Genomic DNA, 15,631 nt, shown 5'->3' on the forward strand with positions numbered 1-15,631 from the left:
TCTCCCCTGTCCCTGCCGCCGTCAGTGACGGAAATGACGCATGCCGGTAAATACCATGGCCAGGCCGCGCTCGTCCGCAGCGTCGATCACTTCCTGGTCACGCATGGAGCCGCCGGGCTGGATGACGGCCGTCACCCCGGCTTCCGCCGCCGCGATCAGGCCGTCGGCGAAGGGGAAGAAGGCGTCGGACGCCACCACGCTGCCCTTGGTGCCCGGCTCGGCCAGGCCCGCGGCCTCCGCCGCCTCCCGGCTTTTGATGGCCGCGATGCGGCTGCTGTCGACTCGGCTCATCTGGCCGGCGCCGACACCCACCGTGGCCAGGTCCTTGGCATAGACGATGGCGTTGGACTTCACATGCTTGCCCACGCGGAAGGCGAACAGCAGGTCGGCCAGCTCCTTCGGGGTGGGACCGCGCTTGGTCACCACCTTCAGGTTGGCCGGCAGCACGCGGCCGTCATCGCGGCTCTGCGCCAGGAAGCCGCCGGCCACGGTCTTGATCAGGGTGCCGGGCTGGGCCGGGTTGGGCAGGTCACCGGTCAGCAGCACGCGCAGGTTCTTCTTGCCCGCCAGCACGGCGCGGGCGGACTCATCCGCGTCGGGGGCGATCACCACCTCGGCGAACAGCCGGGATATGGCCTCGGCGGTCACGGCATCCAGGGTGCGGTTGGCGGCGATGATGCCGCCGAAGGCGGACACGGGGTCGCAGGCCAGGGCACGGGCGTAGGCGGTGGGCAGGCCATCGCCCTCGGCCACGCCGCAGGGGTTGGCGTGCTTGATGATGGCGATGGCCGGGCGGTCGAACTCGGCCACCAGCTCGAACGCCGCGTCGGTGTCGTTCAGGTTGTTGTACGACAGCTCCTTGCCCTGCAACTGGGTGGCGGTGGCGATGCCGGGGCGGCGCTCCCCCGTCACGTAGAAGGCGGCGGTCTGGTGCGGGTTCTCGCCATAGCGCAGGGTCTGGCGCAGGGTGCCGGACACGGTCACGCTCTCCGGCCAGGTCTGGCCCAGGCGGTTGGCGAACCAGGCACCGATGGCGGCGTCGTAGGCGCCGGTACGGGCATAGGCCTTGGCCGCCAGGCGCCGGCGCAGGTCCAGGGTGGTTTGGCCGTCATGGGCCGCCAGCTCGGCCAGCAGCGGGGCATAGTCGGACGGGTCGGTCACCACCGCCACGAAATCGTGGTTCTTGGCCGCACCCCGGATCAGGCTGGGGCCGCCGATGTCGATGTTTTCGATGCAGGTTTCGAAGTCGGCGCCCTTCGCCACCGTGGCCTCGAAGGGATAAAGGTTCACCACCACCAGGTCGATGCCGGGGATGTCGTGGGTGTTCATGGCGGCCACGTGCCCCTCGTCATCGCGGCGGGCCAGGATGCCGCCGTGGATGCGCGGGTGCAGGGTCTTCACCCGGCCGTCCATCATCTCGGGGAAGCCGGTGTGGTCGCCCACCTCGGTCACGGGCACGCCGGCCTCGGCCAGGCGCTGGGCGGAACCGCCGGTGGACAGGATGTGCACGCCGCGCGCGGCCAGGGCCTGGCCCAGCTCGATCAGGCCGGTCTTGTCGGACACGGAGATGAGGGCGCGGCGCAGGGGAACGAGATCGGGGCTGGTCATGATGGCAATCCGGCTTGGATGGACTTGGGGAAAAGAGAAAGCCCGGCAGCAAGCCGGGCTTAGGGGAAATTCAGACAGGAGCGGTCAAGGGTCGGCACCCTCGGCCTTCTTCTCGCGGCGCAGGGCCCACTTCACGGTGGCGCCGCCGGGGGCGGTCGTGCCGCGCACGGTCACCTGCAGGGTGCCGCGCGGCTCGGGCCCATCGCCCAGATAGACGCTTTCCTCCAGCCCCACCGTGCCGCCCGACAGGCGCAGGCGCCAGCCGGCGCCCGACGGCAGGCGCAGCAGCACGCCGTCGCCGCCCTGGGACAGGCTGGCATGTACGCCCGGATGCAGGTGGAAGCGCAGGGTGTAGGACTGCCCGCCGGACCCGCCTTCCAGCTTGTCCTCGCCGCGCAGATCCTCGCCATTCTCGGCCAGGTACAGGCGCCGGTGGTGGATCAGGCCGAAGCCGTCGCGATAGCCGTCATGCGCGGCCTCCACCAGGACGGCGCCGCCCGTCTCGCGCCGCTTGGCCTCCACCGGATGCGGGCGGCGGCCCAGGCCGCCATCCTCGCGCACGGAGGCGGAGTTGGTGTCGGCCACCACCAGGGTGGAATGGGCGGCGGTGGAGGCCAAGGCCCCGCGCCAGGCGCCGGTCTCGGACGGGTGGCTGCCGCAGTTCACGATCAGGCGCTCGCGCCCCACGCTCATCTCGAACGACAGGCTGCCGGCGTGCGCCCGGGCGTCCAGGCCGGACGGCGGTGGCGCGCCGGCGTCGAACAGCACGCAGGCGCGGCCCGCCGCCAGCCGCTCGAACCCCACATGGGGGGCGGAGCGCAGGGGCCGGCCGCGGGCGTCGGCCTGGCTGAGCACCGTGTCGATGAAGGCAGGGTCTTCCGCCCAGCCACCGTTGAACAGGGCCAGGCCGCCGTCGCCATGGCGGAAGAAGCGCAGGGTGGGCGTCAGGCGGTCGATGGAGTGCTGCACGGCGTCGGGCATGTCGGCCCGCGCGGCGCGCAGCACGCCCCGGATATCAATCAGGTGGCGCAGGACCTGCAATTGCAGGGAAGGGCTGCGCTGCACATGGCCACCGTCGGGCATGACCTGGCGGGTCAGCTCGCGGTTCAGCAGCCACAGGGCGCGCTGGGCGGTACGGCCCCGGCCCGGCAGGCAGAAGCCGCCATAGACCAGACCCTTGATGCCCAGGATCAGATCCACGCCCCGCAGACGGCCGGGCACCAGCCGGGCCAAGTGGCGGATCTGGCGGGACAGGCTGTCGAACACGCGGGCGCGCAGGCCGTCGTCGGCGCTGGCCAGGAAGAAGTCGTGGGCGGCGATCCAGGCGACGATGCGCTGGGCCGTCACCTCCGGCGCCCAGGCCACGGCATGCCAGGAGGAAAAGCCGTCCAGCCAGCTGGTGACCAGCACGCGGGCCTGGCGGCGCGCGGCATCGCCCCCGGCGGCCTTCAGGTGGCGCAGCCAGTCGAAGCCGTGCAGGGCCGTCAGCCAGGCGGAACCGGCGGAAAGGTCCAGCCAGGGCGGCAGATCGGCCTGGCGCTCCTCGCCCGCGAAGGCGAAACGGCCGGCCAGTAGCGCCTCTCCCTGGCGGGGGTCGCCCGGCCAAGGGTCGCCCGGCACCACGCCCAGCGCCTGGGGGGCGCGGCTTTTCAGCAGCACGCCGTATAGTGGCGTCCGGTAGACCAGCGCGCCAGGGCCGGCGCGGAACCGTCTCATGCCGGAAGTGACACGGGCCATGCGCCGTTTGACCCCTTAGACCAGCGGGCCGCGCAGGCGGCGGATGTTGTCGGCATAGGCCTCAGGGCCGCCCTGGAAGGTGGCGGTGCCGGCCACCAGCACGTCCGCGCCGGCGGATATCGCCACAGGCGCCATTTCGGCGTTGATGCCGCCGTCGACCTCAAGGTCGATGACACGGGATGTGCCGGCGGTCACGGCGTCGATGCGCTGGCGGATGGCCCGGATCTTGTCCTTCTGGCTGTTGATGAAGGACTGGCCGCCGAAGCCGGGGTTGACCGACATGACCAGGATCATGTCGACGTCGTCCATGATGTAATCCAGGACCGAGACGGGCGTCGCCGGGTTCAGCGCCACGCCGGCCTTCTTCCCCAGGCTGCGGATCAGTTGCAGCGTGCGGTGGGTGTGGGCGCCGGCCTCGGGGTGCACGGTGATGATGTCGGCGCCGGCCTTGGCGAAGGCGGTGACGAAATTGTCCACCGGCGAAATCATCAGGTGCACGTCGAACACCTTGGCCGAATGCGGGCGCAGGGCCTGCACCACCATGGGGCCGATGGTCAGGTTGGGCACGAAATGCCCGTCCATGACGTCGATATGGATGTAGTCGGCGCCGGCAGCGTCCACCGCCCGCACCTCGGCGCCCAGGTTGGCGAAGTCGGCCGACAGGATGGAGGGGGCGATGCGTACCGGCTGCTGCATGATGACTTTCGTTCCTATCGACTCAATGGCTATCAACTCAGGGAGGCTTTGCCAACCGCTAGGCGGTGCGGCGCAGGCGGGTCATGAAGAATCCATCGAGGCCGCCCAGCTCAGCCCAGTGGCCGGGCGTGGTGCGCACGTCGCCGCTGTCGGTCACCAGGGGGGCCAGCGACGTCGCGTCGGCATCCGCACTGTAAGCGAGGTCCACGGGGATGACGGGCTCCACCATCACGTCCAGGCGGCGCGACAGCAGCTTGGACAACTGCTCCTCGCCTTCCTCCGGCTGCAGGGAGCAGGTGCAGTAGACCACCAGGCCGCCGGGCTTCACCATGTCGATGGCGCGGTCCAGCAGGCGGCGCTGCACGCCCGACAGGCGGCCCACGTCTTCCGGCGTCTTCAGCCGCGCCACGTCGGGATGGCGGCGGATGGTGCCGGTGGCGCTGCACGGCGCATCCAGCAGCACGGCGTCGACCGGTTCGTCCGGCTGCCACCTGGTGGCGTCGGCCACCGCCGTGGCGACCGACAAGCCCAGGCGTTCCATGTTGCGCGACAGCCGGTCCAGCCGGGGGGCGGAGCGGTCGATCGCCATCACCTTGGCGCCGGCGGCGGCCAGCTGGGCCGTCTTGCCGCCCGGAGCCGCGCATAGGTCGATGACGGTCAGGCCGGCAACATCGCCCAGCAGGCGGGCGGGCAGGGCGGCGGCGGCGTCCTGCACCCACCAGGCGCCCTCATTGAAGCCCGGCAGCTCGGTGACTGATCCGCCGGCGGCACGGCGTAGGGTGCCGGTGGGCAGCACCGTCGCTTCCAGCCTTTCCGCCCAGGCGTGCGGGTCGCCCTTCACCGTGATGTCCAGCGGCGCCTCCACCAGGTGGGCGTCGACGATGGCGCGGGTATGGCCGGTGCCGTAGTGCTGGCGCCAGGCCAGCCACAGCCAGTCGGGCGTGTTCAGGCGGCCGGCGTCCTGGGCGGCCAGCAGGTCGGCGCCCTCGCGCGCCAGGCGGCGCAGCACGGCGTTGATCAGGCCCTTCATGCCGGCCAGGCCCTTGGCCACGGCCAGTTCCACGCCCGTGTCCACGGCGGCGTGGGCGGGGGTGCCTAGGAACAGCAGCTGGGCGGCGGAGACGCGCAGGATATCCAGCACGCCGGCCTTGGGCAGATCCGGCCGGGCCAGCAGCGACAGGACCACGGCGTCGATCTGGCCCAGGCGGCGGATGACGGTGGCGGTCAGCAGGCGGACGAAGGCACGGTCGCGCGGCTCCAGGCCGGGCAGGCCCCGGTGCTGGTCCAATGCGTCATCCAGCGGCACGCGGCGGCGCAGCACGCTTTCCAAGAGATCCAGGACCACCCGGCGGGCGGCCAGCGTTTCGGTATTCATGGGGGCGGGGTGTACCCCGGAACGGGCCCGCTGTCACCGGCCCCTTTCGGCCACCCGCCCCCCGTTTCCGGCATGGATTCGGATGAGAAGGTCTGGCCCCCGGCAAAAGCCCTTGGCGGCGGTGGGCGGCGGAGCCAATTATACCCCCATGAGCAAGCTGCCCCCCCTGCCAGAGCCCCCTATGCCCGAGCCCAAGGCGCCCACGTTCAGGACTCACGTGGCCCCCACGGCATCGGTGCCCGAACCCGCCCCCGAAGCCATCAAGGCCGAGGCCGCGAAACCCGAACCCGTGCGCGAGATCGGCGGCCCCACCGGGCCCGAACCCACCCGCTACGGCGACTGGGAACGCAAGGGCCGCTGTAGCGATTTCTAAACCGGTGGTGCCCCCGGGGTTTCAGAGGGTCTTGAACCGCTCCGTCGCCTGCACCAAGGCGGAGCGGATGCCCGGTTCCATGGCGCTGTGGCCCGCGTCCGGCACGACGATGTAGTCGGCTTCGGGCCAGGCGCGGTGTAGCTCGTCCGCCGTGCGGATGGGGCAGACCACGTCGTAGCGGCCCTGGACGATGATGGCCGGGATGTGCCGGATGCGGTCGATGTTTTCCAGCAGGGCCGCTTCCGGCGACAGCTTGTTGTTGCGGAAGTAGTGCGCCTCCATGCGCGCCAGGCCCAGGGCGTGGTTGTCCTCGCCCGACGCCGACACCAGCTCCGGGCTGGGCAGCAGGGTGGAACATGCGCCCTCGTACACGCTCCACACCCGGGCGGCGGCCATGCGGGTCTGCGGATCGGCGGAGGTCAGGCGGCGGTAGTACGCCTCCAGCAGGTCGCCCCGCTCATTCACCGGGATGTGGGCCACGAAGGTGGACCAGGCCTCGGGGAAGAAGGTGCGCATGTCGTAAAGGAACCAGTCGATCTCCTGCTGGCGCATCAGGAAGATGCCGCGCAGGACCAGGCCCTTCACCCGTTCCGGATGAGCCTGGGCGTAGGCCAGCGCCAAGGTGGACCCCCAGGAGCCGCCGAACACCAGCCAACGGTCGATCTCCAGCACCGAGCGCAATAGTTCCAGATCCGAAATGAGATCCGGAATGCCGTTCTCGCGGATTTCACCCAAGGGGGCGGACCGGCCGGCGCCGCGCTGGTCCAGGATGACGATGCGGTAGTGCCGGGGGTCGAAGAAGCGGCGGTGCGTGGGCGAGGCGCCGGCACCGGGGCCGCCATGCAGGAAGACCACAGGCGCGCCGTCGGGGTTGCCGGCTTCCTCCCAGTAGATGGTATGCAGGCCGCTGACGGCCAGCGTGCCTGTCCGGTAGGGTTCCAGGGGTGGGAAGAGATCGCCGCGCGCCATGGGTCGGTACACCAGATTGCTCGAATTAGGGCCGAAGTGTAGGCCAAGGCTGGCCCCCAGCGCAAACCCAACCAAGCCCGGCCGGTTCCGCCCGGCCTGTTTTGCGGGAGTTTTTACAGCGATGTCACAACCATTTGCCGCCTTCACGGAAGAGTCGCTGACCGTCCTGGTGCGGACTTTCTACGACCGGGCGCGTCAGGATGCGCTGCTGGGTCCGGTCTTCGAGGGTGCCGTCGGCACCACCGAGGAGGCATGGGACCGCCACCGCGCGCGCATTGTGGATTTCTGGTCCTCCGTCCTGCTGTCCACCGGCCGTTACGAGGGCCGGCCCATGGTGGTGCACGCCGGCCTGCCCATGATCGGGCCGGATCACTTCCGCCGCTGGCTGGCCCTGTTCCAGGAGACGGCCCGGGGCCTGTTCACGGCGGAGGCGGCGGACCGCCTGGCGGAGGTCAGCGCCCGCATCGGCCGCAGCCTGCAGATGGGCCTGGCGGTGGCCCGGGGCAAGGACGCGGGCGCCTACCTGCGCTAGGGGCCGGCGTTGGCCGTGACGAAGGCGTCGGGGGTGTCCTCCGTCGCTCACGGATCCGACGCGGCCGGCGCCGCGTCGCCCCCGTCCTTGTCTTCCTTCCGGCCGCGGACCGGGCGGCGGCGCGGCCAGCGGCCATCGGTGGTGATGATCTGGTCGGGGTTGGTGACGCGGATCATGGGGCCGTTGTGCTCCTCCACCCAGCCGCGCACCTCCACCAATCGGTCCTTCAGATCCAGCGGGCTCAGGTGGTGGGCGCGGAAGGCGGCCATGTCGCGGCGATCGATCTCCACCGTGAAGTCGGTGCGCCGGTCGGCGCCGAAGTTGAGGTAGACGCGATCGCGGGCGTCGGCCGCGTCCAGCACGCGGCCGGTGACAATGGCGTAGCGGCCCTGGGCCCGGAAGGCTGTTTCGGGGTCGCGCACGGCGTAGAAGCCGTCGGCCCACAGGCCCAGCTGGCCTTCGCGGGCGTGATCCTCCGCCCGGCGCAGGGCGGCCAAGCCCCGGGGCGCGTCGGGGTGGGGCGCCAGTTCCGCCCACCCCTGGCGCAGCAGGGCGTCCTGCACCCACACCAGGCGGCGCCCGTCGCGCACCATCAGGTGGGCCAGGACGCGGCCGTAGCGGTCATGGTCCACCCCGCCCAGCATCAGGTTGACCGTGCGGTTCAGCACCAGCGCCTCCAGCGCATGCCGCGACTCCTCCGCCAGGGGCCAGGCTGTGCGGCCGGCATTCTCATCCTGGGAACTGCCGGCGTGGGCGGTGCGCGCGGCCTTGGTTGCCCCCGTTTTGGGTGCCAGGATGCCGGCCAGGCGAACGACCCGGCCGTCGCGCAGGGTGACGGTGTCGCCGCTGAGCACGCCAATGACCACGCCGTTGCCGGCGGGGATAAGGCCGTGGGCACCCTTCGCGGCGCGTTCCTTGTGCGGCTTATGGTGCTCCCTATGCGTCCGGGCCTCGGCCGGCTGGAGGGCCGCCGTCAGGATCAGCAGTGGCAACAGGGCGAGTCGCCAAGCGTGCATCGCGATGGGCTTCCGGCAACCAGGGCGCGATGACGATACGGCACGGGGGATGTGAAGAAAAGAGACGGCGCGGACCACCTGGATCCGCGCCGTTGCATAGTTTACGCGTTCTGCCAGAACCGATTGATGGCACGGCCGCGTATGCCGGTGATGGGGCGTCAGGTGTTCCTGCCTCTCCAGGGTCGCCTCGACCCTGGGCTGTCAGGGACGCGAAGCCGAAAACGCTGAGTAGGCAAATTCCGTCGGTTCCACCGTCTGCGGTCCCTTACCGGGGTTGTTCTGCGAGACATGCCAACCTCTGCAAGGTGTGGGCCAGGGTGCGGCGTGTCGTCGCGTTAACTGTTTATTGGCCTTTTCCGGCCATTTTCGCCCAGGTCGCGCTCTGACGCGGAATTACCCTCGGCGCAGAGCATTAGCAAATCGATGCATTATGTATTGCTTAATGCAATATGCGTCGCATCACAGCGCCCCGTTTGCACTATGCAATATGCTAAGTAGGAATTAGGCCCATACCGGCGGCAGGGGGGCCTGCACGCTTGCCGCAGTTGCCGTCGGCCTGCCCGACGGCTACCGTGCGGTCATGAGCGAAACGACACAGGCCCTGGAAAGGCCGGCGGGCGGATGTCCCATCCGGCGGTCCGCCGTGCGAGTCTCCATCGCCACCGCGCTGCTGCTGGGTTTCGGCACGTTGGTCCTGGTGGCGGTGGCCAGCGTTCTGATCCTGGGCTTCAGTACCTCCACCCGCAACACTGCGGCGCTGCTGACCGACAAGGTCATCCTGGCCATGGACGGGATGACGGTGCGGGTGCGCGCCCAGCTGGACCCGGCGCAATACCAGGCGGAATTCCTGGTGGCGTCCATCCAGCGGGGGGAGATCGACACCAGCGATGAGACGCGGCTGGGCCAGAACCTGCGCTCTGCCCTTGCTGCCTCGCCCCAGATCACCGCGGTCAGCTTCCTGTCGGCCGACAGCCACTGGACCGTGGCGCGCCGCACGGGCCCCAACGACGCTGAAGTCATCACCATGCCGCCGCCGCCCAACAGCGATTTCCTGATGCAGGAAATGAAGGCGGCGCCCGTCGCCCGCTGGGTGGACCCCGTATGGTCGGAGGAGGAGGGCACCAGCTTCCTCACCGTGCGCGCGCCGGTCCGGTCCAAGAGCGGCAAGTTCCTGGGCGCCGTGCTGGTGGGCGTCAGCTTCGCCGACCTGTCGGGCTTCCTGGGCGAACTGGACAGCAGCCAGGGTGTCACCGCCTTCATCCTGTTCGACGCCGACCACGTGCTGGCCCATCCGGCCCTGATTGGCCGCACCTTCAACTTGGCCGGCCGCAACCCGCCCCTGCCCACGCTGTCCGACTTGGGTGATCCCGTAGCCGCCGGCATCTGGCAGCGGCAGCCACCCGGCCGCGTGGTGGCCCGCGACGGCATGGGCGGCAAGCTGCGCGACCTGGATTTCCGCCAGGCCAGCGTCGGCGACGTCGACTACGTCTACCTGCTGCGCGACCTCAGCGGCTACGGCGCCCAGAACTGGACCCTGGTCATGGCCCTGCCGCAGCGCGAGGTGGACCAGGAAATCCGCCGCGTGCGCTGGTTCGGCCTGGGCGGCGTCGCCATCCTGCTGGTGTCGGTCGCCCTCAGCCTGATCCTGGGCAAGACCATCAGCCGACAGATCCGGGGCCTGTCGCACGCGGCGTCGTCGCTGCGCGACCTCGACTTCCACGCCGTGCCCTACCTGCCCGACAGCCGCCTGCGCGAACTGTCGGATGCCGCCGCCGCCTTCAACACCATGCTGACCGGCCTGCGCTGGTTCGAGTCCTACGTGCCCAAGGCCCTGGTGCTGCGCCTTATCCGCCGGGGTGACCACGCCGGCTCGATCTTGTCAGAGGAGCGTGACGTCACCGTCATGTTCACCGACATCAAGGGCTTCAGCACCCTCGCCCAGAACATGACCCCGGCGCAGACCGCCTCGCTGCTGAACGAGCATTTCACGCTGCTGTCCGCCTGCATCGAGGCCGAGGGCGGCACGGTGGACAAGTTCATCGGCGACGCCGTCATGGCCTTCTGGGGCGCGCCGGACGAACAGGCGGACCATGCCGCGCGCGCCCTGCGCGCCGCCGCCGCCATCAACCGCTGCATCCGCCAGAGCTATGATGAGGCGGTGGCCCAGGGCCGGCCCGCCATACGCCTGCGCGTCGGCATCCATTCCGGCCCGGTGGTCGTGGGCAACATCGGCACCAGCAGCCGCATCAACTACACCATCGTGGGCGATACGGTGAACGCCGCCGCCCGGCTGGAGGCGCTGGGCGCCGACCTGGCCGACCCGGCCGCCGCCTGCATCGTGCTGGCCAGCGCCGACACGGTGGACGCCGCCGCCGACTGCGGCGTGCCCATGACCGACGTGGGCGAGTTCAGCCTGCGCGGCCGCACCGGCCAGGTACGGGTTTGGCAGCTGGCCGACGGCCTGCACGGTCCCCGGGAGCCCGTGGGGCCCACGGGCCAGACCATCGGCGAACCGGGCTTGGAACCGGCCTGCCCCCAACTGCCCATCACCACCCCGTCTTAAATTTTTATGACGGGTGGGGGAAAGTCCCCCGCCGGCGCATCCACCCCCTAGTATCCCGGCGCCGCCCCACCCCGAGGCGGCCGTTGAGGGATGCACCTCCAGTGGATGACGCCCCCGTGCAGGATCGACACGACGCGATCACCCGGCCGCAGGACGGGCCACAACGCGCGCCCTACAGCGACGCCCCCCATAGCGACGTCCCCTTCAGCGACGAGAGGGCGCGGTGGCTGGCCACCCACATCCTGCCGCATGAGCATGGGCTCAGGGCTTGGCTGCGGTCGAAGTCCTTCCTGGGCTTCGATGCCGATGACGTGGTGCAGGAAACCTACGCCATCCTGGTGGCCAAGGCCTGTGTCGCCGGGATCGAGAACCCGCGCGCCTACGCCTTCCAGACCGCCTATTCCGTCGTGCTGCGCCTGGTGCGCCAATCACGCGTGGTGCCCATCGCCGCCGTGGCCGACCTGTCGACACTGGAGGCGGTGGTGGACGCCCCCTCGCCGGAAGAGGTGACGTCGGCGCGCCAGCAACTGCGCCTGATCCAGGACGCCATCGCCGACCTGCCGCGCCAGACCCGCCGCGCCTTCGTCATGCGCCGGGTGGAAGGCCTGCCGCAGCAGGAGATCGCGCGGCGTATGCGCCTGTCGGAAAACACCGTGGAAAAGCACATCACCCGGGGACTGAAGTTGCTGGCGGAGCGCTTCGGCCGGGGCGAACGGTGATCGGTTGGCAAGGATGAGCGTGAGCGTAAGACAAACCGCCGGGGCGATCGACCTGGCCGCCACCGCCTGGGTGGCCCGGATGGACGCACGCGCCCTGACCGCCGATGAACGGGGGGAGCTTGAGGCCTGGCTGGCCGCCGATCCCCGCCATCTTGGCGCACTGGCCCGCGCCCGCGCCCTGCTGCTGAGCCGGCGGGACCTGGCGCCCGCCCCGGTCGAGGAGGCTGCTCCCCGCGACCGCGCGCCCCTTCACAGCCGCCGTCGCCTGCTGGCGGCGGCGGCCAGCGTGGCCGGCCTGGCGGCGCTGGGCGCGGGGATGCGCCAGCCGGCGGCCCGGCAGACCTACAGCTCCGCCGTGGGCGAGGTGCGGCACATCCCGCTGGATGACGGCTCCACCCTCACGCTGAACACCGACTCGTCCGTCACCCTGGCCTACACCGCCGGCCGGCGGCTGCTGTACCTGGACCGGGGCGAGGCGTTTTTCGACGTGACTCCCGTTTCCGATTGCCCCTTTGTCGTCCGCAGCCCGCTGGCCCAGCTGGCCACCACCGGCGGCGCCTGCTGCGCCCGCCTGAACGGCGACGGCGTCATGACCGTGGCCGTGCTGTCGGGCAAGGTGGCGGTGGAAGGCGCGCCCTCGCCCCTCGCGGAAACGCTGGACCGTGTCACCGGCCGCGACTGGACCCTGCGCCTGGGATCGCGGGACGCCGTGCTGGTGAGCGGCGGGCAGGAGGTCAGCGTGCGCCCCGGCGGCGCCGGGCGCGGCAGCCTGGTCAGTTTCGAGGCGGTGGCCCCCGGCGCCCTCGACCGTGCCCTGATGTGGCGGGAAGGGCGCCTGGCCTTCGAGGGCGAGACGCTGGCCCAGGCGGCGGCGCAGTTCGCCCGCTATTCCCATCGGCGCATCGTGCTGGCCAGCGACCGGCTGGCGCAGCGCCATATCTCCGGCCTGTTCCAGGCCACCGATCTGGACGGCTTCGCCCGGGCTGTGGCCGTCGGCTTCAGCGCCAAGTATCGGGAAGAGGGTGATTCCATAGTTCTTTATGATTGAGTCAGCCGTGGCCAATTCGCGGCGCCTCCAGTTTGCCTGTTAAACTTAAATGACGCAGTGGCGGAAATATAACCCTACCGATCTCTCCCCAGTATGAATGCGGAAACGAGTGCGATAGGCGGCAACGACTAGCCGAATCGCCCACAATTGTTGGGGAATGATCGTCATGATTAAGAAATATGGCAGTTTCTTTGCTCTGTGCAGCACGGCGTTGATGGGGTGGGCGGTTCCGGCCTGGGCGCAGAGCGCGCACTTCGACCTGGCGGCCCAGCCGGCCGTCCGCTCCATCCCGCTGTTCGCCCAGCAGGCGGGCATCCAGATCCTGGCGCCCACCGACCAGCTGGACGGCATCTCCACGGCGGCGCTTCAGGGCGACCTGGACCGACAGCAGGCCCTGGCGCGCCTGTTGAAGGGCACGCCCCTGGTGGTGGCGTCGGACGATGGCCACACCGTGGTGCTGAAGCTGGCGCCCACGCCGGTTTCCACCGGCGCCCCGGCACGCAAGGCCCAGGCGGCGCCCGCGCCGGCCGAGGTGCAGGTGGCGGACGCCGCCGGCGGCAGCCTGGACGAGGTGGTGGTCACCGGCACCCGTGATCGTGGCCGCACCCAGTTCACCACCATGACCCCGGTCGACGTGCTATCGGCCAAGGACCTGCAGGACGGCGCCTCCAACCAGCTGCTGGAGAACCTGACCCAGGTCATTCCCGGCTTCAACGTGCAGAAGCTGCCCAGCTCCGACGGCGGTCAGTTCATCCGCCCGGCCCATCTGCGCGGCCTGTCCCCCGACCAGACCCTGGTGCTGATCAACGGCAAGCGCTTCCACCGCACCGCCTACCTGGGCACGCGCGGTGCCCAGGGCCCGGATCTGGCGCAGATCCCGGACTTCGCCATCGGCCGGGTCGAGGTGCTGCGCGACGGCGCCTCGGCCCAGTACGGGTCCGACGCCATCGCCGGCGTCATCAACATCCAGCTGGATGACAGGCCCGGCGTCTACGGCTACATGCAGGGCTCACAGTACTACGCCGGCGACGGCACCACCTGGAACGGCGGCCTGCGGGGCGCCACGGAGATCGGTGACGGTGGCCACCTCATGGCCACGGCCGAATGGTCGGACGGCACGCTGACCTCGCGCACCCACCAGCGCGACGACGCCAAGGCTTTCCAGGCAGCCAACCCGCAGCTGACCATCGCCAACCCGGTGCAGCGCTGGGGCCGGCCGGACGAGAGCAGCTACCACTACGCCGTGGACGGCCTGCTGCCCGTGGGCGCCGTGGAGCTCTATGGCTTCATGACCATCGCCACGGGCGAGGGCATGAACGACATCAACTGGCGCATCCCCGACCCCAAGAGCAATGCCAGCGTCTACGGCCTGGCGCCCAAGGTCTTTCCCGGCTGGGACCTGCGCAGCGTTTATCCCGATGGCTTCACGCCCAAGGAAGGCATCAAGTACACTGACTACCAGGCCGCCTGGGGCGCCCGGGGCCATATCGGCAGCGACCTGGACTGGGACCTGAGCGGGACCTACGGCGAGAATGAGAGCCGGTTTTTCCTGAACAACTCCATCAACGCCTCCCTGGGCCCGACCAGCCCCTACAACTTCAACCTGGGTACCCAGCGGCAGGATGAGTTCAACCTGAACGCCGACGGCGTCTATCGCCTGGACGCCGGCCTGGATGAGCCGCTGAACATCGCCTTCGGCGCCGAGCGCCGGCTGGAGATTTACACGGTGGAAGCCGGCGACACGGCCTCGTACCAGGTGGGGCCGGGCGCGGCCGCGGGCCTGGCCTCGGGCGCCAACGGCTTTCCCGGTTTCAGCAATCTGCAGGCCGGGTCCTGGTACCAGACCAGCTACGCCGGCTATCTGGACATGGAGGCCAAGCTGACGCCGGATTGGACCGTGGGCGCGGCCGGCCGCTACGAGACCTATTCCGGGTTCGGCGACAAGATGACCTACAAGGCCTCCACCCGGTATGAGATCACGCCGGACCTGGCCCTGCGCGCCTCCTACTCCACCGGCTTCCGGGCGCCCACGCCGGGCCAGATCAACTCGCTCAGCACCTCGCAGGGGCTGGACACCAAGACCCTGCAGCTGTTCACCAGCGGCCGCCTGTCGCCGGACAACCCGCTGGCCGTGGCCCTGGGCGCCAAGCCGCTGAGCCCTGAAACGTCGCGGAACTACAGCCTGGGGGCGGTGTGGCGTACGGATGTGGGCCTGTCGGGCTCCGTCGATGCCTATCAGGTGGATGTGGACCACCGCTTCTCCAGCTCCCCCACCATCAACCTGACGGCGGCGCAGAAGGCGCAACTGGTGGCCCAGGGCGTGCCCGGGGCGGACAACTTCACCTCGGTCTATTGGTTCACCAACGACTTCAACACCCGCACCCAGGGCCTGGACGTGGTGCTGGACTATACCCAGCCGGTGTTCGATACGGCCCGGATCGACATGAAGCTGGCCTACAACCACAACCTGACCATGGTGACGGGCGGCAGCCTGAACGCCAACCCCACGCAGAAGGTGCTGTATGAACAGGGCCTGCCCAAGAACAACATCACCGGCAGCCTGACCTACAGCGACAACCCCTTCGATTACCAGGTGCGCGTCCGCTACTACGGCGGCTGGACGGACAGCAGCGGCAATTCCACCGGCGACATCTTCCAGACCTTCGACGGCATCACCTTCGTTGACCTGTCGGTGACCTACCACATCACCGACAATCTGGCGGTCAAGGTGGCGGGCGAGAACATCTTCGACACCTATCCGGCCAAGGCCGTCTACCAGGCCAGCCGCGGCATCGAATATTCGCGCAACGCCCCTTACGACACCTACGGCGGCCGCTACTACGTCCGCTTCAACGCCGCCTTCTGAACCTTAAACGCGTAGCCTTTGATCGTGACCGATCAAAGGCCCCTCAGTCGCCGGGCGCTGCCATCCGGCAGCTTGGCTTCCTCGCTCCGCCCTGCGGTGCTCGCTCCGGCGGACGCGGTCGCGTCCTAC

Annotated in this window: 12 protein-coding genes; 6 read left to right on the forward strand and 6 right to left on the reverse strand. The window is 69.8% G+C overall.

Annotated elements, in window-relative coordinates:
• Positions 1 to 21: 21 nt before the first annotated feature.
• The 4 genes from purH to Y958_RS02295 all read right to left on the reverse strand — a co-directional run bounded on the left by purH (position 22) and on the right by Y958_RS02295 (position 5,416).
• Entirely contained in the window at positions 22 to 1,608 is a 1,587-nt protein-coding gene (gene purH, locus Y958_RS02280; RefSeq protein WP_088870746.1) for a bifunctional phosphoribosylaminoimidazolecarboxamide formyltransferase/IMP cyclohydrolase, read from the reverse strand.
• A gap of 84 nt (positions 1,609 to 1,692) precedes the next feature.
• On the reverse strand, positions 1,693 to 3,345 hold the full coding sequence (locus Y958_RS02285) for a heparinase II/III family protein (RefSeq protein ID WP_244909333.1): 1,653 nt from the start codon (positions 3,343 to 3,345) through the stop codon (positions 1,693 to 1,695).
• Positions 3,346 to 3,360: 15 nt separating this feature from the next.
• Positions 3,361 to 4,041 (reverse strand): ribulose-phosphate 3-epimerase, encoded by a 681-nt coding sequence (gene rpe / locus Y958_RS02290; RefSeq protein ID WP_004272843.1) that lies wholly within the window; start codon positions 4,039 to 4,041, stop codon positions 3,361 to 3,363.
• Positions 4,042 to 4,099: 58 nt separating this feature from the next.
• On the reverse strand, positions 4,100 to 5,416 hold the full coding sequence (locus tag Y958_RS02295; RefSeq protein ID WP_088870747.1) for an RsmB/NOP family class I SAM-dependent RNA methyltransferase: 1,317 nt from the start codon (positions 5,414 to 5,416) through the stop codon (positions 4,100 to 4,102).
• A 181-nt stretch (positions 5,417 to 5,597) separates the two neighbouring features.
• On the opposite strand from Y958_RS02295, the gene Y958_RS02300 reads away from it, so the two are divergent.
• Positions 5,598 to 5,789 carry a DUF1674 domain-containing protein gene (locus Y958_RS02300; protein ID WP_186291226.1) on the forward strand — a complete coding sequence of 64 codons (192 nt, stop codon included), beginning with the start codon at positions 5,598 to 5,600 and terminating at the stop codon, positions 5,787 to 5,789.
• 21 nt (positions 5,790 to 5,810) lie between these two features.
• On the opposite strand, the gene pip is transcribed toward Y958_RS02300, so the two are convergent.
• Complete coding sequence (gene pip, locus Y958_RS02305) at positions 5,811 to 6,758, reverse strand: prolyl aminopeptidase (protein ID WP_040849082.1); 948 nt, start codon at positions 6,756 to 6,758, stop codon at positions 5,811 to 5,813.
• 121 nt (positions 6,759 to 6,879) lie between these two features.
• Between pip and Y958_RS02310 the strand changes: the two genes are divergently transcribed.
• Positions 6,880 to 7,290: a group III truncated hemoglobin gene (locus Y958_RS02310; RefSeq protein WP_088870748.1), complete on the forward strand. Its 411-nt coding sequence runs from the start codon at positions 6,880 to 6,882 to the stop codon at positions 7,288 to 7,290.
• A 47-nt stretch (positions 7,291 to 7,337) separates the two neighbouring features.
• On the opposite strand, the gene Y958_RS02315 is transcribed toward Y958_RS02310, so the two are convergent.
• Positions 7,338 to 8,306, reverse strand: coding sequence for a thermonuclease family protein (locus tag Y958_RS02315; RefSeq protein ID WP_088870749.1), 969 nt, complete (start codon positions 8,304 to 8,306; stop codon positions 7,338 to 7,340).
• 580 nt (positions 8,307 to 8,886) lie between these two features.
• On the opposite strand from Y958_RS02315, the gene Y958_RS02320 reads away from it, so the two are divergent.
• The 4 genes from Y958_RS02320 to Y958_RS02335 all read left to right on the forward strand — a co-directional run bounded on the left by Y958_RS02320 (position 8,887) and on the right by Y958_RS02335 (position 15,502).
• The gene (locus Y958_RS02320) at positions 8,887 to 10,869 is read left to right on the forward strand and encodes an adenylate/guanylate cyclase domain-containing protein (RefSeq protein ID WP_088870750.1); all 1,983 of its coding nucleotides are present in this window, start codon (positions 8,887 to 8,889) and stop codon (positions 10,867 to 10,869) included.
• 116 nt (positions 10,870 to 10,985) lie between these two features.
• Positions 10,986 to 11,588, forward strand: a complete 603-nt coding sequence (locus Y958_RS31810; RefSeq protein ID WP_186291227.1) for an RNA polymerase sigma factor — start codon at positions 10,986 to 10,988, stop codon at positions 11,586 to 11,588.
• A gap of 19 nt (positions 11,589 to 11,607) precedes the next feature.
• Positions 11,608 to 12,636 (forward strand): FecR family protein, encoded by a 1,029-nt coding sequence (locus Y958_RS02330; protein ID WP_186291228.1) that lies wholly within the window; start codon positions 11,608 to 11,610, stop codon positions 12,634 to 12,636.
• Positions 12,637 to 12,802: 166 nt separating this feature from the next.
• Entirely contained in the window at positions 12,803 to 15,502 is a 2,700-nt protein-coding gene (locus Y958_RS02335; protein WP_244909334.1) for a TonB-dependent receptor, read from the forward strand.
• Positions 15,503 to 15,631 lie beyond the last annotated feature (129 nt).

Origin of the sequence: Nitrospirillum viridazoti CBAmc (assembly GCF_000730165.1) — a bacterium.
Lineage (GTDB): Bacteria > Pseudomonadota > Alphaproteobacteria > Azospirillales > Azospirillaceae > Nitrospirillum > Nitrospirillum viridazoti.

Excerpts from the sequence above, each read along its gene's own strand:
- Y958_RS02335 (WP_244909334.1), top strand. The coding sequence starts at position 12,803 with ATGATTAAGAAATATGGCAGTTTCTTTGCTCTGTGCAGCACGGCGTTG.
- pip (WP_040849082.1), bottom strand. The coding sequence starts at position 6,758 with ATGGCGCGCGGCGATCTCTTCCCACCCCTGGAACCCTACCGGACAGGC.
- Y958_RS02310 (WP_088870748.1), top strand. The coding sequence starts at position 6,880 with ATGTCACAACCATTTGCCGCCTTCACGGAAGAGTCGCTGACCGTCCTG.
- Y958_RS02315 (WP_088870749.1), bottom strand. The coding sequence starts at position 8,306 with ATGCACGCTTGGCGACTCGCCCTGTTGCCACTGCTGATCCTGACGGCG.
- purH (WP_088870746.1), bottom strand. The coding sequence starts at position 1,608 with ATGACCAGCCCCGATCTCGTTCCCCTGCGCCGCGCCCTCATCTCCGTG.
- Y958_RS02295 (WP_088870747.1), bottom strand. The coding sequence starts at position 5,416 with ATGAATACCGAAACGCTGGCCGCCCGCCGGGTGGTCCTGGATCTCTTG.
- Y958_RS02300 (WP_186291226.1), top strand. The coding sequence starts at position 5,598 with ATGCCCGAGCCCAAGGCGCCCACGTTCAGGACTCACGTGGCCCCCACG.
- Y958_RS02320 (WP_088870750.1), top strand. The coding sequence starts at position 8,887 with ATGAGCGAAACGACACAGGCCCTGGAAAGGCCGGCGGGCGGATGTCCC.
- rpe (WP_004272843.1), bottom strand. The coding sequence starts at position 4,041 with ATGCAGCAGCCGGTACGCATCGCCCCCTCCATCCTGTCGGCCGACTTC.
- Y958_RS02285 (WP_244909333.1), bottom strand. The coding sequence starts at position 3,345 with ATGGCCCGTGTCACTTCCGGCATGAGACGGTTCCGCGCCGGCCCTGGC.